This is a genomic window from Nocardia pseudovaccinii NBRC 100343 (genome assembly GCF_001613225.1).
Lineage (GTDB): Bacteria > Actinomycetota > Actinomycetes > Mycobacteriales > Mycobacteriaceae > Nocardia > Nocardia pseudovaccinii.
Genome location: NZ_BDBY01000191.1, coordinates 1 through 16,111, shown reverse-complemented (window position 1 = coordinate 16,111; position 16,111 = coordinate 1). Strand labels below are relative to the sequence as shown.

General features: G+C 66.3%; 2 protein-coding genes. Both read right to left on the bottom strand.

Annotation, left to right across the window (positions count from 1 at the left end):
* Positions 1 to 9,153, bottom strand: coding sequence for a Tc toxin subunit A-related protein (locus tag NP3_RS24240; protein ID WP_063043904.1), 9,153 nt, complete (start codon positions 9,151 to 9,153; stop codon positions 1 to 3).
* A 15-nt stretch (positions 9,154 to 9,168) separates the two neighbouring features.
* Positions 9,169 to 16,107 (bottom strand): SpvB/TcaC N-terminal domain-containing protein, encoded by a 6,939-nt coding sequence (locus tag NP3_RS24235; protein ID WP_063043903.1) that lies wholly within the window; start codon positions 16,105 to 16,107, stop codon positions 9,169 to 9,171.
* Positions 16,108 to 16,111: the final 4 nt, after the last annotated feature.

Below are 16,111 nucleotides of genomic sequence, written 5' to 3'. Positions count from 1 at the left end.
TCAGTTCCTGTCTTTGAGGGTGAAGGGGCAGACCAGCAGCAGGTCGAGAACGGCGTCGGGATTGAGCCGCCCGTCCGCGGTGAGCAGTCGAGGGTCGAGTTCGCTGATCGGCGCTGTGACGACCCAGTTCTGACCCGTATCGGTGATCTCGATCGATTTCACGGTCGCGAATCCTGCTCGGGGCAGGCCGCTCAGGGTCGGATCGGCCTTCAGGCCCTCGTTTTGCGCGGCACTACCGACGGTGAGGGTGGTGTGCAGCAATTGGTTGTTCGGCCGCGGATAGCAGTCCACGTACCGCTTCGTGCCGTCGGGGATCAGCTCCTGGGACAGGACCAGCACCAGTTCGGGATTCGATACGGTGTAGCGACGGTCCCGGAACAGTTGGGGGAAGCGGGATTTCGACAGTACAAAGGTTGCCGACGCGGTACCGCCGGCCGGGGTGCCCAGGAACCGGTACCACTGATCGGCGAATTCGCGCCGGGCGCTGAACAACCGCACCAGGCCCTTGCCTCCCCCGCCGCGAACCCAGTCGTCCAGCGCCTGCTTCATCGCATCGACCGCGGCATTGCCCAGCGCGGATCCGCCGTCGCGCGCGGTATAGCGCAACTGCAGCACCACATCGGTGATGGTCTCGTAGTCGAACTGCCGGAACTCGTTGGGCAGCGACAACTGCCACCGGCTGATTGCGCCCATTCCCTCGAACGGCAGGAACCGCTCGTCGTGCAGATTCGTCTCGAACAGACCCGAATCCTGCTGCCCGGTACTGGTCACGATGGACTCCAGCGGCCCGGTGTAGTCGCGGAAACGGGTGTCGGTGCCCTTGGCGCGCGGATACTTGTTGTCGGTCAGCCGCGGGTCGATTCGCACGCTGCTGTCGAGCAGGGTTGCGGTGAGGTTCACCCCGGCGTAGGGGCCGGCGACGCACGGGACGGTGATCGCGAGGCTCTTGATCCGCCGGAAGTAGTGGCCGGGCGTATCGAGATCGAACAGCGCCTCGGGCAGGCTGACGTAGCAGGTTCCGGTCTCCTTCAGCCGCAACGGCGCCCCGGCGTCCAACTGCGCCAGCGAGATTCGCTTGGTCAGCTCGAATTCGCGCGCATTGGCCTCCAGATAGGCCGCGTCCATCCGGTTGAGGTCGGCCAGCAGCCGCTCACCCGAGAGCAGGCCCTTGTGCAGACTGTCCCAGTAGCCGAAGTTCACGAAACCCGATTCCGCCACACCCAATTCGTGCCGGTAGGCCCGCTCGGCGCGCTTGGCCACGTCGTAGGCCAGTTGATACGCCTGGAAATACAAGGTCGCCAGCTGGCCGACCATCCAGTCGTAGAGCTCCTGGCCGGTGAACTTGGTGTGCAGGAACTGATCGATCTCTTTGGCCTGGGTGATCTCGGTGGTGTGATTGTCGCGCTCGTAGGTGGCGATCTGCACCCGCACCGAGGCGGCCAGGATCTGCTTGTCGGCCTGATCCATCTCGATCTGCGCCTGGCTCGCCTGGAAATCCCAGTCGTCGGCGCGTCGGCGATAGCCGCCTATAGTCGCCGCCAATGCGCCACCGCCACTGGCGATTCCGGAGATGATCCCCAGCGCCCCGGCCAGATTCTCCAGCGACTTGGACACATTGCGTCCGCCGTAGGTGGCGCCGACGGTGGTGACGAAACCGAGCTTCGCCTCCGGAATGTGCGCCGTGGCGCCCGCGGCGAGCAGGATGCCCTGGGCGACGGCCTGCAGAACCAGCGCGCCGCCGGTCAGGGCGGTGTGCGTGATCTCCCAGCCGTTCATGAAGTCCCGGCTCGAGTAGTACTCGTGCTTCCCGACCGCAAGGTCGCGGCCCTTCTTGGCCGCCTCCAATGCATCGCTCGCCTCGGAGACCTGCTGCTCCTTCACGTTCTTCACCGCGTCGAGCAGGGCCCGTCGATGACTGGATTGCAGTCGCGCCATTGCCTCGGCATCGCGCTTCTCGAGCGCTACGAGCAGGGCCGCCCCGAAGTCCTTGACCTGTGCGGCAAGTTCTTTCGCCTTTGCCAGGCTAACGGCGAAGCGGTAGCGCGGGACCGGTGCGCTGATGTCGTCGAGCACGGTCGCCAGATCCAGCCCCGACGCTACGGCGCGCACCAGCAGATTCGGGTCGATCACACTGCCGAAACTCGCCAGCGGCCGTGCGACTCCCGCGAGATTGCGGCCGGTGCGGATCTTGAACAGCCGATCCTCGACGACGTCCCAGTAGGCCAGCAGCTTGTCGTTGCGCGGCACGCGGAAGTAGTCGTACCAGCGGGGTCCGACGCCCACGGTGATACCCGGCGAGACCGCCACGTTTCGATCGACCGGCACCAGATGTTCCGCGGCGACGACCGGAGCGGGCGCCGGGCCACTGGTCTTCAACCGCCGGAAACTCTGCGCGGCAACAGTTGTGGTGTCGAAGACCTCTTCCGGTCGTCGGCCCAGCAGCTCCGCCGCCAGGATATAGAGCTGAGCGGCCTGGTTCACCGACTCGCCGGTGTCCTGCCGGAACAGCTGATCTCCCCAGGCGATCAGATTGTCCAGGTACTTCATCACGATCGCCTTTTGATAGGCGACACTGCGCAGCCGGGCGACCACATCGGGCTGGAAGGGATTGGCCAGCCAGGCCCGCACCTTCTTCTGTTCGTCGGTATTGCCCTCGGCAAGGCGCTTCAGGATCTCCTCGATGCGCTGGTGGTAGTAGTCGCTGTTCGGATCCGACGGGTCCCCGGCGGTGAGGAAGAACGGCTTGGTGCGCCAGAAGCGCTGGGGTGCGGGCAGACCCGAGCGGTCGGTGGGGTCGAAGACGCAGTGGAACCATTTCTGGGCCTCCTCGAACTTCTGATTGGTGCCGAGACGCTCGGCGATCATCAGCGGGAGGTGGAACAGCAGTTCCCAGTTGTATTGGGCGTAGGGGCCGCCGTCGGTGAAGTCGATGTCCTCATCTGGGTACGGTTCCCCGATCACTCGCGGATTCACGTCATAGATCTGCTCGAACAGATACGTCCCACCGGATCGACCGGACTGCAGCTGGATGTCGCGCGCCGTCAGCGCGTCGAAACCCTTGATTGTGAGCGCGGCCAGCAACTGCTCGACGTAGGGATGGTAGAACGGCCGCGCCCGCATCCACGGAAATGTGCGGGGCTGCGCGTTCGTGACCTCAACGAGGAAACTTCTGATCCCGTCGGACAGGAACATGAAGAAGTTGGCCCAGTCGGTCTGCGGCCGATACGAGAACAGCACCCGCAGCGGCGGACTGGGCACCCGCTGGACGACTGTTGTCAACAACGGGAAGTCCGGATCACGGTCGTCACCCCACTGCATCTGACCACCCTCGAACTCATTGTTGAAGGTGTTCATCGCGACCGGACCTTCGATGATCAGGTTCAAATCCGCGGGAGCGAGTTGTGCCACCTCCATCCGCCCGCTGCGCGCACTCAACCGGAACGAACCGCGCGGCATACATCCGTAATCGCTGGGCCGCCCCGGATCCGGGGAACTGTCATACACTCCCACGTAGTGGTTGTAGGAGACGTGGATGACGAGATCGCCGTTACCGTCGAATTCCGGATCGAACCGGTAGTAGTTCGTAGAATCCTGTTTGAAGTCGACACTGAGCGTGAATCGTGGACTCGGCAGGAACGGCTTGGTATTGACCGCGCCCTCGGAGATCCGCTTGGCCTGCCACCCATCCTGATTCAGCCTGCTCCACTCCATCTTGATGTTCCAGTAGCGCGGTGCAGACTGCATGTGATGTTCCGAATCCGGCAGGTGGTCGATCTCCTGCGGATCGTTGGCGGGCGCGAAGGTCGGCCAGAACAGATACAACTGCTTGTTCCAGATGATCGGCACGAGATTCTCACTGCCGATATCGAGATCGATCTTCTTCCACGCGGTCCAATACGCCCGTTGCTCCCAGGTCCGGTAGTAGTAGACGCGCGGTGTGGAATCGTTGCGAGCGAAGACGTAGGTGACCCCGGTGTCCTTGTCCCAGTAAGTACCACACGGATGCAGCCGGGCGACCTCGGACAGCTTCTCGAGATATCGATGCGCCGCCGCGGTCACATTCTCGGCGGTGATCTCCTTCTGCATGATCTCGTTCTCCAGATCGGCGAAGAACGAGGTCTTGTCGGGCCGCAGATCCGGTTCGAAGTAGTTCTCCGGATACAGGAAAACCTTCTGATTGGCCTCCCACAGCCGGTACTGCTTCATCCACTCCCACTGCTGCCACAGCGACGTATCGGCGGTCCGCACGCGCGGCTCCAGATTCAGCAGGCAGCGCTGGACGAACAGTTGCACGCTGTAGATGGCCTGGGCCGTGCGGGAAGTGAGCTGGGTCGCGCCCATTTCCACATCGAGCAAGAAGTAGTCGTGCAGCCCGTTGACATCGTGCCATTCCACTGTGTTGTCGCCTGCCAACAGCGGATTGGCCACCAGATAGGAGACCAACGCGCCGCGCTGACGTTCGCGCAGGGCGTCCTGCATCGGCGCGGCCACCACCGGCCAATCCGCAAGGGAGTATTTGGCTTTCGCCGTCTTCCAGGCCGCCTGCGCGGCATCGGGCCCGACATTCGCGCGCAACCAGGACGGCAGACGATCGACGGTGACGCCGAGTCCCGACAACAGCCGGGATGCCGCGACCAGGGCCGACAGATTGCCGGTACCGGTGAAACGCTCCGGCGCCACCAAGCCGAGCAGCTCGCTCAGTCCCGCGGTGTCGGTGCGATTCCAGCCCGTGGCGACGGCCAGCGCCGCTATCACCTCGGCCGCGTGCGCCCCGGCTCGCCGCGCGGCGGCGAAAACCGCTGCCAGCGTAGAAAATCCACCCGGTATGTTGCCGCGCACCCGGATCAGTTCGAGCAGCCGGACGAAGTCGGCGAACAGCGGGGACGCCCCGGATACGGGTGCCGCGGGCAGTGCGTTGAAGTCCAGCCACGCCGAGCCCGCGGCATGGGTGAACAGGAACGGGATCTCGGGCGCGGTCACGGCCAGTTTGGTCATGACCAACGCGACCCGATGGACCAGGGCCAGCGAGGTGAGCTGCCTGTCGAAGCCTGCACGGCCGATCGGCACCGCGGGATCACTGCCGACAAACTGCGGAGTCAGAAAGTCCTGCAGCGCAATCGAACCCGAGCTCGAGCGCAGCCAGGTGCCCAGCAGCAGATCCACACTGGCGGGATCCAGCCCGGCGGCTTGCCCCAGCTGCTGTTTCACGGTGATCTCGCTGAGCGTGCGGCGCAGCACCGGGTTGAGCTTGCCGAGCACCCGCTCGAAGCGCAGCGCGGGGCCGAATTCGCCGGTGTCGAAGAAGTCCCCGGCATCCTGGGCGGTCAGCAGGACGTTGTCCGGGGAGGCCGGTGCCTCCTGATTCTTCATCAGGTCATCGACAGCGGCGACGTAGGTGGTGTCGCGGGGCGCGACCGCCCGCAGCGCCTCGGCATCGGTCTCCGACAGGTATCCACGCGATTTCAGCGTGTGATCACTGATGTCGTAGTAGACCTTGCCGACGAGCGCCTTCGGAGTCTCGTAGTTCGCCGGAAGTTGCGCCAAAGCCGTGGCGTACACCGGAATTCGCAGTGCCTTCATCCGTCCGGTGACGAATGCGCGTGGCTGATCGTAGAGTGCGCGCACCGCCGTCTGATATTCGGTGTCGGTGGAGGCCTGCGCCTTCAGCGCGTTGTACTGCGCTGTTGTCATCGGCCCGAGGAACAGCAGCGCGTTCTCCTCGGAGCTGTAGCGCACCGGCATATTCGACGGCAGCGTCACCGACACGGGCAGCACCGCGAGGTCTGCGCGATAGGTGACGGCGCCCAGCAGGGTCGCCAACGCGTCCTGGGCCAGTGCCGGATCCCAGCCGAGCAGCGTCAGCTGCTTGCGGGTCAGCTCGCCGTGTTCGTCGGAGGTCTGACCGGTCTGCTGATAGACCGCCTGCAGCGCCGTGCGCAGCGTCGTGAGGGTGGCGATGAGAGTGGCGTCGGCGGGGATCACCGCCTCGGTTACCGACATCGTGTCGGCAAGCACCGCGTCGAGCTCGGCCACGCCGAACCCGGCATTGCGAATCACCCACACCGCATCCAGGAAGCGCTCGGTGACGACCGACTGCGCATCGGTGGGCGGTGGCGGCGCGATCTCGACAGAGGTCGGCGCGTCGACCGGCGCCCCGCCCGCGGGCTCGGCCTCCACACCGCGCGTGAACACCGGCAACTCCCGCACGAGCCCCGGCAGCATCGGCGCGCCACCTGACGGCTCGGACTCGGGCCCGGCACCGGCGAAGGCTGCCGCCAGCAATGGGAACGGGCCGCCGTCGCCGTAGAGTTCGATGAGCCGCAACAGATCCGGGATGGACAGCGACAGTGCCCGGGCCAGGGTCACGGTGCGCACCAGCGCGGACAGATTCGCCAGGCTCAGCACCTGATCGGGTGTCACCGAACGCGGCCCGGTGGTCAGCGCGGCCAGGTCTGCGTCGGTGATCTGCAGGACGCCCAAGAGCGCCGCGGTGACCGGTGCCACGGTGATGTTGCCGACCACGTTCAGCTCGGCGCGACCCGGGCGCAGTGCGAACGGATTCGGCACACCGGGTTCGGTGGTGACGACCGCGGGATCGAGGAACAGTCGGTCGAACAGCGGCGGCTCGGAATCGCTTGGGTAGACCCGGGTTTCGATCACATTGTAGAAGGTGAGCACCTCGTCGACCGGAAGATCCAGTCGTGCCGCCATCCGCCGTATAGCGTCGATGCCGCGCAATGTCGTGCGATCGAGCCTGCCGCCGTTGTTGGCCCCGAAGATCGCGCGATCGAGCTGCGCGGCCGGCCAGCCGAGGGCACGCTGGAGCCGGACGAACCGGTGTATGCGGTCCAGGGCGCCGATGTCGAGCCCGGTGAGCACCATCTTGTCGGTGTTGTAGGGCTCCGCGGGCGTCGGCGAGATCTTCAGCGCGCCGGTCGGATTCACGAATCGGGTTTCGAGCAGCCGGGTCAGCTCGGCGTACCGCATCGATCCCGCGTCGAGGATCTTGCGGACGGTATCCAGCTCGTGCAGCAGATCGGCCGTGGCGGGCCGGCCCCAGAATTCGGCGAGCGATCGGGGCGGGGTCAGCTGTTCGCCGGCGATGATCTGTGCCGCGACCGTGGCGAGACCCAGGCGCTCATCGGTGAGCAGATTCGGTGAATCCGCTGCGGCGCCGAGAGTTTCGAGCAGGGCTGTCCGCGTCGCACCGGCGCGCGCGAGGTAGGCGTCGGTCTGCTCCCGGTACAGGTCGAACGGCAGATCCCACGGGAATACCGCCGAGCGCAGCAGGTCGTAGGCGCCCGGATTCACATGCTGGGGCTGTACCCGTAGCGTCGCAGCGTCGCCGCTGCTCTGCCGCTGCTCGGTCGGTACCGCGCTGCTCGGCGCGACCGCCGATTCGAGCAGTTCATTGATCAGATCCACATACGGCAGGCTGAGATCGGTGTTGTCGTCGCCGAGTTCGATATCGGCCAGATCCGGTCGGCGGGCGTAGAGGGCATTGGCCACCGGGCCTTCGTCCTGATCGTTGCCGCCGCCGAGCCGCCGCAGGAAATACAGCAGGTCGACGAGGTAAGCGGGCTGGCCGTAGACCGACCGCGAGGGCGCGAATGTGCCGTAGTCGGCCGAGCCGAACAACTCCTCCCAATCCGGAATCGGCTGCGTAGAGGGACCCGCGGCGCGGGTCGGCAGCCAGGACACGTCGAAATGCCCGGCTTGACGGAAGTCCGCGAGCAGATTCGCCGCGGTGGCGTGCACCTCGGCCGCGCGGGCATGGATGCGGTGCGCTTCGTCCTCGTCGACAGTGCCGGAGACCATGCGCGCGAACATGTCCGGACCGAGTTCGGCCACCGACCGCGCCGAGGTGAGGCCGTTGTCGCGCAGAGCCTGCATGGCGTCGAAGCGCCGGGTGATTTTGAAGGTGCGCTGGATCTCACCGAGTTCGCGCTTGGTCGGCTCGTCGGCCACGGTCGTCGCGGTGACTGGTGTGCCGAGTATGTCGAAATCGGGGTTGTCGGCGAAAAAGCGTGCCGCCGGGGTGTCGACGTGTTCGGCGCGAGCCGACATTTCGTGCGCCAGATGGTATGCGGGGAAGGCGTCGATCAGGCGCTCGTGCAGCCGCTGCGCGTATGCGGCGGAATCCCCGGCGGTCGAGCTCGCAGCCGATGCGGCGGGAATAGCACCGCCGCGTTCGATCAGCCCCGCCCACTGCGTCTCGAGGGTGACCAGCTCGCGCGGGTGCCTCAATCGCCCGGAGTCGAACTCGCCCAGCAATTCTCGCACCAGCGGCAGGTTGTTTTCCGTGAGGTCGCGCAGCTGCATGGCCAGCCGCAGTCGCTCGAGATAAGGCGCGGTCGCATCGTCGGGCACGAGCCCGGTCACCCTCTCGCCCACTGCGCCCGGATCGTCGAGATGCGCGGCATACAGACGCTCGCGGGCGTCACGGTCCGGCACCGCCACGACGAACAGTTCGCCTTCCGGCGTGGGTTTCGCGTCCGGGTCGACCGCCGCCGCGATATGCCAGGCACGCACCGCATCGGCGAAATCGGCTGCGCCATCGGCAGATTCGATCATCGCATCCGCCGCGGCGGCGTCCAGAGCCTCCGCGATATCGATCGGGCGCCACCGGCCGAGCGCCAACGGATCACCCGGAAGGCCCCGTCGGGCGACACCGTAGAACAGTTCGGCCGGCAGGCCGGTCTCCTCGGCCGCCCGGGTGGCGCCCACCAGCGCCTCGACCTGCCCGTCCTCGAACCGGGTCGCCTGCGCCAGCGACCGCGAGTCGGCATCATCGAGACCACCGATCGAAACCCCGTCGAGCAGCGGAGTAACCGCCGCCAGCAGCCGGGCGTATTCGGACCTCTCATCGACCGGGAGCTGCAGATCGACCCGCCGCTCACCCGTACGCACAACAGCGGCCGCGGACCGCCCGTCGACACTCGCCCGCACCGTAAGCCCCACCGCCTCGGACGAGGCCGAGAAATCGACCCGGTATTGCCCGTCGGCACCGGTAATACATTCGCCGAGCGGAACTTCCGACCTCAGCCGCCGTTCGAAGACCGAAACTTCGACTCCCCCAGCGGGCCCGCCGTTGGAATCGCGCACGATCCCCGCGACCACCACGCGGTTCCCGAAGATTACCTCGGATGTCATTGCTACCTCTGATTCCTAGAAACGAAGCTGCCGATTGAGACTCATGGTGAGGTTCGTATAACCCTCGACCACCTTGTTGAATGCGGGGATGACGCCGTATCGAATCGTGATATCGGCTACGATCGCGGCGTCGGCGACACCGGGAATGCTTTCGACGAGATCGACTCCCGCCTCGAAGTATTCGCCCTTGTCGGCATGGTCACCGGCGGCCGCGATGCCGACGACGATCCCGGCGCCCGGTACTGCTTTACCGGCGTATTTCGCGGCCACCTTTCCGGCCGTTTTCTCCGCCACATGTTCGGCGGTGGTCAGCGATTTGATTGTCTTGACGCCGACGTCGGCACCCTGAACAAACTGCTTGACCTCCGTGGTCGACGGTGTCGCCGGCGTCGGTTGGACGGTGTGGGGAGTTTCGGTGGTACTCGGTGCCGATTGCGGCTGGAATGTGGAAATCGATCTGCCCGAGGCAGTCGACGGAATTCCCCCGTGTTCTTGGAGAACGCCGACCTTGACATCCTTCCCACCGGCGATCGAACGGGCCAGATCCTGGAACTGCTCGGCCTCGCCGGGATGCCCGTCGACACCCGGCCGCGCGTTTTCGAGGGTGTAGATCAGCGTCTCCCGAAACGGCACCTCCGGTTTCCCAGTGGCGCGGGCCGCTTTCTGATGCTTGAGCACCTGTTCGACGTTCTCCCGCACCACGCCTTCGAGCCGCTTGGTGTCGAGCGGCCCACCCGGAGCCGCACGGTAGGCGTCCAGATCGAGGTGTTTGCTCTCCAGGGTCCGGCCGATCGTGCGCGGGGCCGACGGATCCGGCGCGATATCGACCCTGGATCCGCCCTTGCCGCCCTGGGTCACCAACTCTTGCCGCACACCGTGCCCCTTGGCTTCGAGCGCACGCACGATATTGCGCTGCGCCCCGGCTCCAGCCGCTTTGTTGGTCTGGACCTGCGCGGGCGGCGGGGAGGATTGCGCAGGCGTCTCCTCGACATTGCCGGTGGGATCCACCAGTCGGACCGGATTGTTGCGTACGTATTCGTACAGTCCGATCCCACGAGTGAATCCCGCCGGATCGCCGCTGATCCAGCGACCGAGCCATACCGCGTAATACCGAGATCCGTGGTAGTAGAAGCCCGTCTCGGCGTCCTTTTCCTTTCCCGTGTACCGGTAGCGCTTGAGGCTGATCTCGGCCGCGGTCCTCGCCGAACGGTAGGACGAGGTGCCGAAGGGGTGATACTCCTCGTAGGACAGCACCGCCGCGGCACCGTCGAGCTCGATCGTGGCCGAGCCGAGATGATCGCCGAACTGATAGCGCTGCACGGGAATCGGCCCGGCAATATCGACACCGTCGTCCACCACGGTGGTCTCCACCAACGCCACCCTGCGGGTGCCGTCCATGACGTGCAGAATTTCGCGGCGCGTACGAACGGCTCCGGCAACGGTTCGCTGGTAGATCTCGTTGCCACCCAGATAGATCCGCGTATCGGAGGTCGCGTTGGCACGCACGGTGGCCCGCACCCGCTGGCCGGTCGCGTCGTATTGGTAGTAGGCCGTCCCACCACCACCCAGATCCGCTCGCACGAGCCGGTTTTCGGCATCCCAGTCCACGGTCTGCAGATGCGGCATCGAGGTGATGTTGCCGTTGGCATCGTGGGTGTAGATCGCCGAGAACCGGTCGTCACCGTCGCCGGGCAGGCTGCTAGCTGGCAGGCGGTTGCTGTCGGTGGCGGTCGCATGGCGGCGGGTCCAACTGCCGCCGGTGGCGGTGTGGGCCACGCGGGTGAGGTTGCCGCTGTCGTCGTAGCCGTAGGTTTCGAGATAGGCGCGCAAGGCGCTGCTGTCGTTGGCGTGCGGGATCGGGGCCTGAGGTGGGTCGGCGGGACCGGGTTGGGTTGTCTGGCCGATATGTTCGCGGCCGGTCGCGGAGGTCAGGCGGTAGATCGGGTCGTAGGTGTAGGTGCGGGTGGAGCCGACAGCGGCGTTGTCGAAGAAGACCGTCGGCACCGAGGGGTCGGCGGTGATGCTGATGTTGCCGACCGGATCGTAGGTGTAGCGCAGGGCCTGCAGCACGGTTCCGGTGCCGGTCGTGTCGATGCTCGACAGGCGGAACGTGTCGTCCTCGTAGCGGTATTCGGTGACCGCACCGCAGCCGAGGGCGATCCGGGTGCGTTGACCGCGGGCGTTGTAATCGATATCGGTGACGAACGCCGTCCAGTCGGCGGCCCCGCGCACTCGGGTGTCGATGCGCTCCAACAGGTTCGCCTCGTTGTAGGCGGGGCGGGTGATGCTGCCGTCCGGGCCGGTGATCGCGGTGGAACGGTTGAGCGCGTCGTAGGTGGTGCCGGTCGGGTAGGCGGTGGTCTCCAGCAGTCCGGACGCCACCGTGAGCGCCCGTTCCGGCTCGTCCACCGCGGCCAGTAGGGTCCAGTCCGGCTCACTCAGTGGGTCCGCGGCCAGTCGGCGCTCGGTGGTCAGCACATTGCCCTTGAAGTCGGTCGCGACCGTGCGGACCACACCCGCGCCGTCGAAGATCAGGTACGGTCGCATCCGCAGATTCGCCGCGGCACCATCGTCCACCGCCTCGCCGTAGTAATAGCGCAGCCGCAGTCGCTCCGCGCCCCCGGCGAGCGTGGCAAAGGATTGGGTCGGACGATGCAATTGGTCGTAGCGCCAACGTGTTTCGGTGCCGCGACCGTCCCATCCGCGCACCGGATTGCCGGTGACATCGAGCAGTGTCCAGCGTTCACCTGCATCCGCGGACAAGCCATGGGCGGGATGCCCGAGCATATCGAAGTCCTGGGCGAGCACCCGGATGCCGCGGGGATCGTAGATCTCGCGCTCCAAACCCTGGATATCGCGAACGACTCTGGTGGGCAGCAGCTTTCCGATGCCGTTGTCGGCGATCGTCACATACGCCCGCCCGAGGGCATCGAAGCGCGCCTCGCTCGGTGTCCGGCCGTGCGATTCGGTCGCCCGCGCCGCCTGGTACCGGGCATCGGCGGGCGGCAGCGCGATCCGCGTTGTGTACCAGTCACTTTCGAACAACGTGTCATTGCGATCCCAGTCCTGCCGCGACCACACATCGAAGACGACACGCTCGAGCGAACCGTCGGGATGGTCGGTGCGGACCGGCCGACTCAGCGGATCGTAGGTCACCACCACGGTGACACCGCTCATGACCATCGCCGGTTCGCTGTCGAAACCACCATCGGGGGCGAAGTACGGCTCGTACTTCTTGATCGGATTGCCCTTGTTGTCGTGGATCGTGCGGCCGGTGCCCACCCAGCGCGCTGTGCCGTCGTCGGCGGGTTCGGCCTGAACCTTCCGCAGGATGATGCGGCCGGTGCCGTCGAGGTAGGTGTTCGACTGCTGTATCCGGCCGCCGATGCCGTGCTGTTCGCGGGCGAAGGTCCGGAAGGTGACCGGCCGGACCGCGAGGTCGTATTCCAGCCAGGTGGTCGGGCTGTCGCCGGGTGCGGCTTCGTCCGAGCCGATATCCAGCGAATCCCCCTCACCCGCACCGGCTTTGCCCATGACCGCGGTCGCGACGACCAGGCCGAGCGGATCGAAGCGCACCCCGGTGCGATTGCGGTTCGCGTCGGTGAGCAGCCACGGCTGCAGCACGCGGTAGTTCAGCCGTGCCGAACTGGCGTTCTCCAGCGGATCGGTGACGCCGACCTGTCGCAGGACGTGCGGATCGTAGGTGATGTGCCAGCGCGCGCCGAACGGATCGAGCTCGGCGATCGGCAGGTAGAAGCGTGCGGGGTCGAACGCCTTCCGGCCCGATGGCACCCACCACACCTTGCCGCGTAGCAGATATCCGGCGTCGGTGAGCATGGCGTCGGAGACGCGGTTGCCGTACAGCTCGCCCACCTGACCATCGGCGAACACCTGCTGGTAGTTCTGCCACGGCAGCAGCGGTACGGCCACCGAGCCGAGCGGAAGTTCGGTGGCCGCGTCGGCGGAGGCGTAGCTCTGCTGGGTGCATGCGATCAGTCGGCGTTCGAAGCTCAAGCCGGAAAGCCCTTTCTGATAAGGGATTTCGTGTTCCACCGCCGCGGTGAGCGCGTCGCGCAGCTGTTGTTCGGTGAGCAGCGAGCCGGTCCAGTGCAGTCCGCCGATCTCGTAGACGCGGCTTTCCACCGCGATGCCGACGCGGCGGCGATCCACGGCGTCGACATCGTGGACGACCCGGTGTTCGGCGGCCGTCACATACATCCGCTGCTGTTCCGGATCTGCGGTGAGAGTCGTTCGGGGATAGGCGATCTCGGCCGTCCGCCGGGCACTGCCCCACTCGTCCACCTCCAGGGTGACGGTGTGCCCGATACGCGGATCGTCGATGTGGCGTTCGGTGTGGAGGCTCAGGGTCTCGCCGGGATCCACGGCGACCACCGCGTACCCGGCACCGGCACGCCGCTGCAGGATGCGCGGCCGGTAGGTGGTCTCGGTGATCGCGTACGGTTGCCCGAGTTCACCCGGGGCGTCCTTACTGTAGATCTCCTCGCGCAGCACGTGGCCGCGCAGGGCCCGGGCCACCTCGCGTTGTTCGTCGGTGGTTCCGGTGGGCAGCGGGGTAGCGGTGAGGGTGAAAGCGCTTTGGTAGGGCCAGTATTCGGCGGCGAACCGGGCGGCGATGTGCTCGCCGTCGAGATACCAGCCGGTGTGCTGCCAGCGTTTGACGACCACCGGCGGCTGATGGGCCCGATCACCGGAACTCGAGTACGTCAGCGCATCGCACTGCTCGAGGTAGCCGAAGCCGCGGAATTCGCGCTCGACGCCGTCGTAGTAGCCGTGCCGGTAGCGGTAAGTCGTGGTGAGCGTGGTGTCGGCCACCTCGTCGCGCACCTCGACCGCGGACACCACCTGTACCGGAAAGGGCAGCCGTGTCGCCCAGGGCCGGTTCGCCGCCCGGTCGGCGAGATACTGACTGGTGGACGAGGTGTAGGTGATACGCGTGCGCAGACCGCGACGATTGTCGACCGCGGCCAGCAGATGCGGCTTGCCCGCGGCCATCAAATCCACGTACCGCACCTGCGGTTCACCCTCGGGCCTGGGCTCGGCGATCACCACGCACGCGGTGCCCGCGCCGAGCAGATCGGTGACCGTGGTGCTGGCCAGCAGATCCGGTGGCACCAGGGTGTCGATCCGCTCCGGCGCGCTCCAGCCGTTGCCGGATTCGTTGAACCACAACCGGATTCCGTCGGAGCCGAGATAGATCAGATCGGTCGGTGCGCTGCCGTCGATATCGGCGAGGCGGATCCGGCGCTGATCGAAGCGATCGGGATGGTCGAATACGGGTGCGTTCGCCATCCTGATCTTCGCGCCGAAGCGGCCATGACCCAGATTGGGCCAGTAGGCGATCTCGCCGTTGCGGATCCGCACCAGATCGGTGAGCCCGTCACCGGACATATCCGCCAAATAGATACTCTGCTCCGGATCGGCGAACACCAGCAGTGGTCCGCGCTCCTCGTCGGCTTCCGGCAGCGTGCGGCACGCGTCACCGAAACCGCCGTAACCGGCGGACGGGTGCCAGGTGAAACCTTCACTGCCGGTGAGCAGGACATCGGCCAGCCCGTCACCAGTCAGATCGACCAGCCGCAGATTCGCGTCGTCCCATGCCACGACGGGCAGGCTCGCGAAGGTCGTGAAGTCCGACCAGCCGCCCTCGGCGGTGCGGCGATGAAATCCGGGCGTCGGCCCCGACAGCTCGGTCAGCGCGGCACCGCCGTCACCAGCCAGATCCAGCAATTGTGCTGTGCGAGAACGGGTCGCGCCGAGCGGAAACGGATCCACCACCTGGGCCGCGGCGAGCACACCACCGCCGCGATTGGCCCGGTAGTACCAGGCGCCATCCTGTTCGGCGAGGATTCCGGCAATACCTTCCCCGTCCAGATCAGCCCACCGGTACCCCGCGTCCAGCCGCACCGGGGCGGTACCGGGTTCGCCGACCACCTCCCGCGCCACCCCTGCGGAGTTCCGGGCAATATAGTCGAACCGCAGCGATGGCAATGCTTTTCGCGTGTAGCCGTCGCCGATGCGCAGATATCCGGCATGGGTGATCTCGACCAGTTTCGTGGCCGCCGGATCGGATTCGTGGGTGAGATCGGTCGAGGCGACCAGGACCGGATCGGGCCCCAGCTCCGGGAAGTGGTGGAACATCAGGATCCGCCGGCACAGGCGGTAGGTCCGGATATCGAAGCCGGATCTGCTGCTGGAGAACGGATCACGGCGCACCGGCCACACGGCGTCCTCGACCGGGGTGGGTCCGGCACCGGTGTGTTCGCCATAGTCGAGCACCGCCTCGAGGCGGAAATCCGATTGTCCCGGTGTGGCATTGGCGTAACGGATGCGTTTGAGGTAGCGGTTTACCGGAGTCCGATTGCGCTCGTAGGGCACTGCGGTGTCGACTCCGGCGCGGTCCTCGGCCTTGTATTCGTAGCGCACAAGGTTGCCTCGATCGTCGGCGGTGGATTCGAGCAGCCATCGGAAGGTACGCGACGGATCGGACGGATCGTCGATGCGCGTCCCGGCGGTCGAGCCGAACACACTGACGACATTGTCCCGGGAGATCATCCGCCAGTGCGTGGCGCCGGAGGTCCGGTCTCGTCGCCGTTCGATGAGCGCGTAAAGCCCCTCGGTGCGCGGCCGGTAGGCGATCACCTCGAACTCGCCCTCGGTCCGCGGCGCCGGGAATTCGGCCGGGACCAGATCCTCGGCACCGGTCAGCTGGAAGATGTCGGAGTCGTCGAGGTAACGCGGTACCCCCTTGTCGGTCCGCCGCGAGATCGACGGCACGGCCAGCGACCAGCCGAGGCCGAATGGACCGTTACCCGACCCGGAGTCGTAGCCGAGCGACAACTGCGGCGTCGCGCCCTCCCGCCCGGCGGTCAGCGCCACCGGCACCGACAGCGCCGCCGTGCCGGTGACAGGGTTGGCGGAGAACTGCTCGCCCATTTCC

What these genes read in the sequence shown, in the direction of transcription:
- NP3_RS24240 (WP_063043904.1), bottom strand. Translation starts at nt 9,153, where the DNA reads ATGACATCCGAGGTAATCTTCGGGAACCGCGTGGTGGTCGCGGGGATC.
- NP3_RS24235 (WP_063043903.1), bottom strand. Translation starts at nt 16,107, where the DNA reads ATGGGCGAGCAGTTCTCCGCCAACCCTGTCACCGGCACGGCGGCGCTG.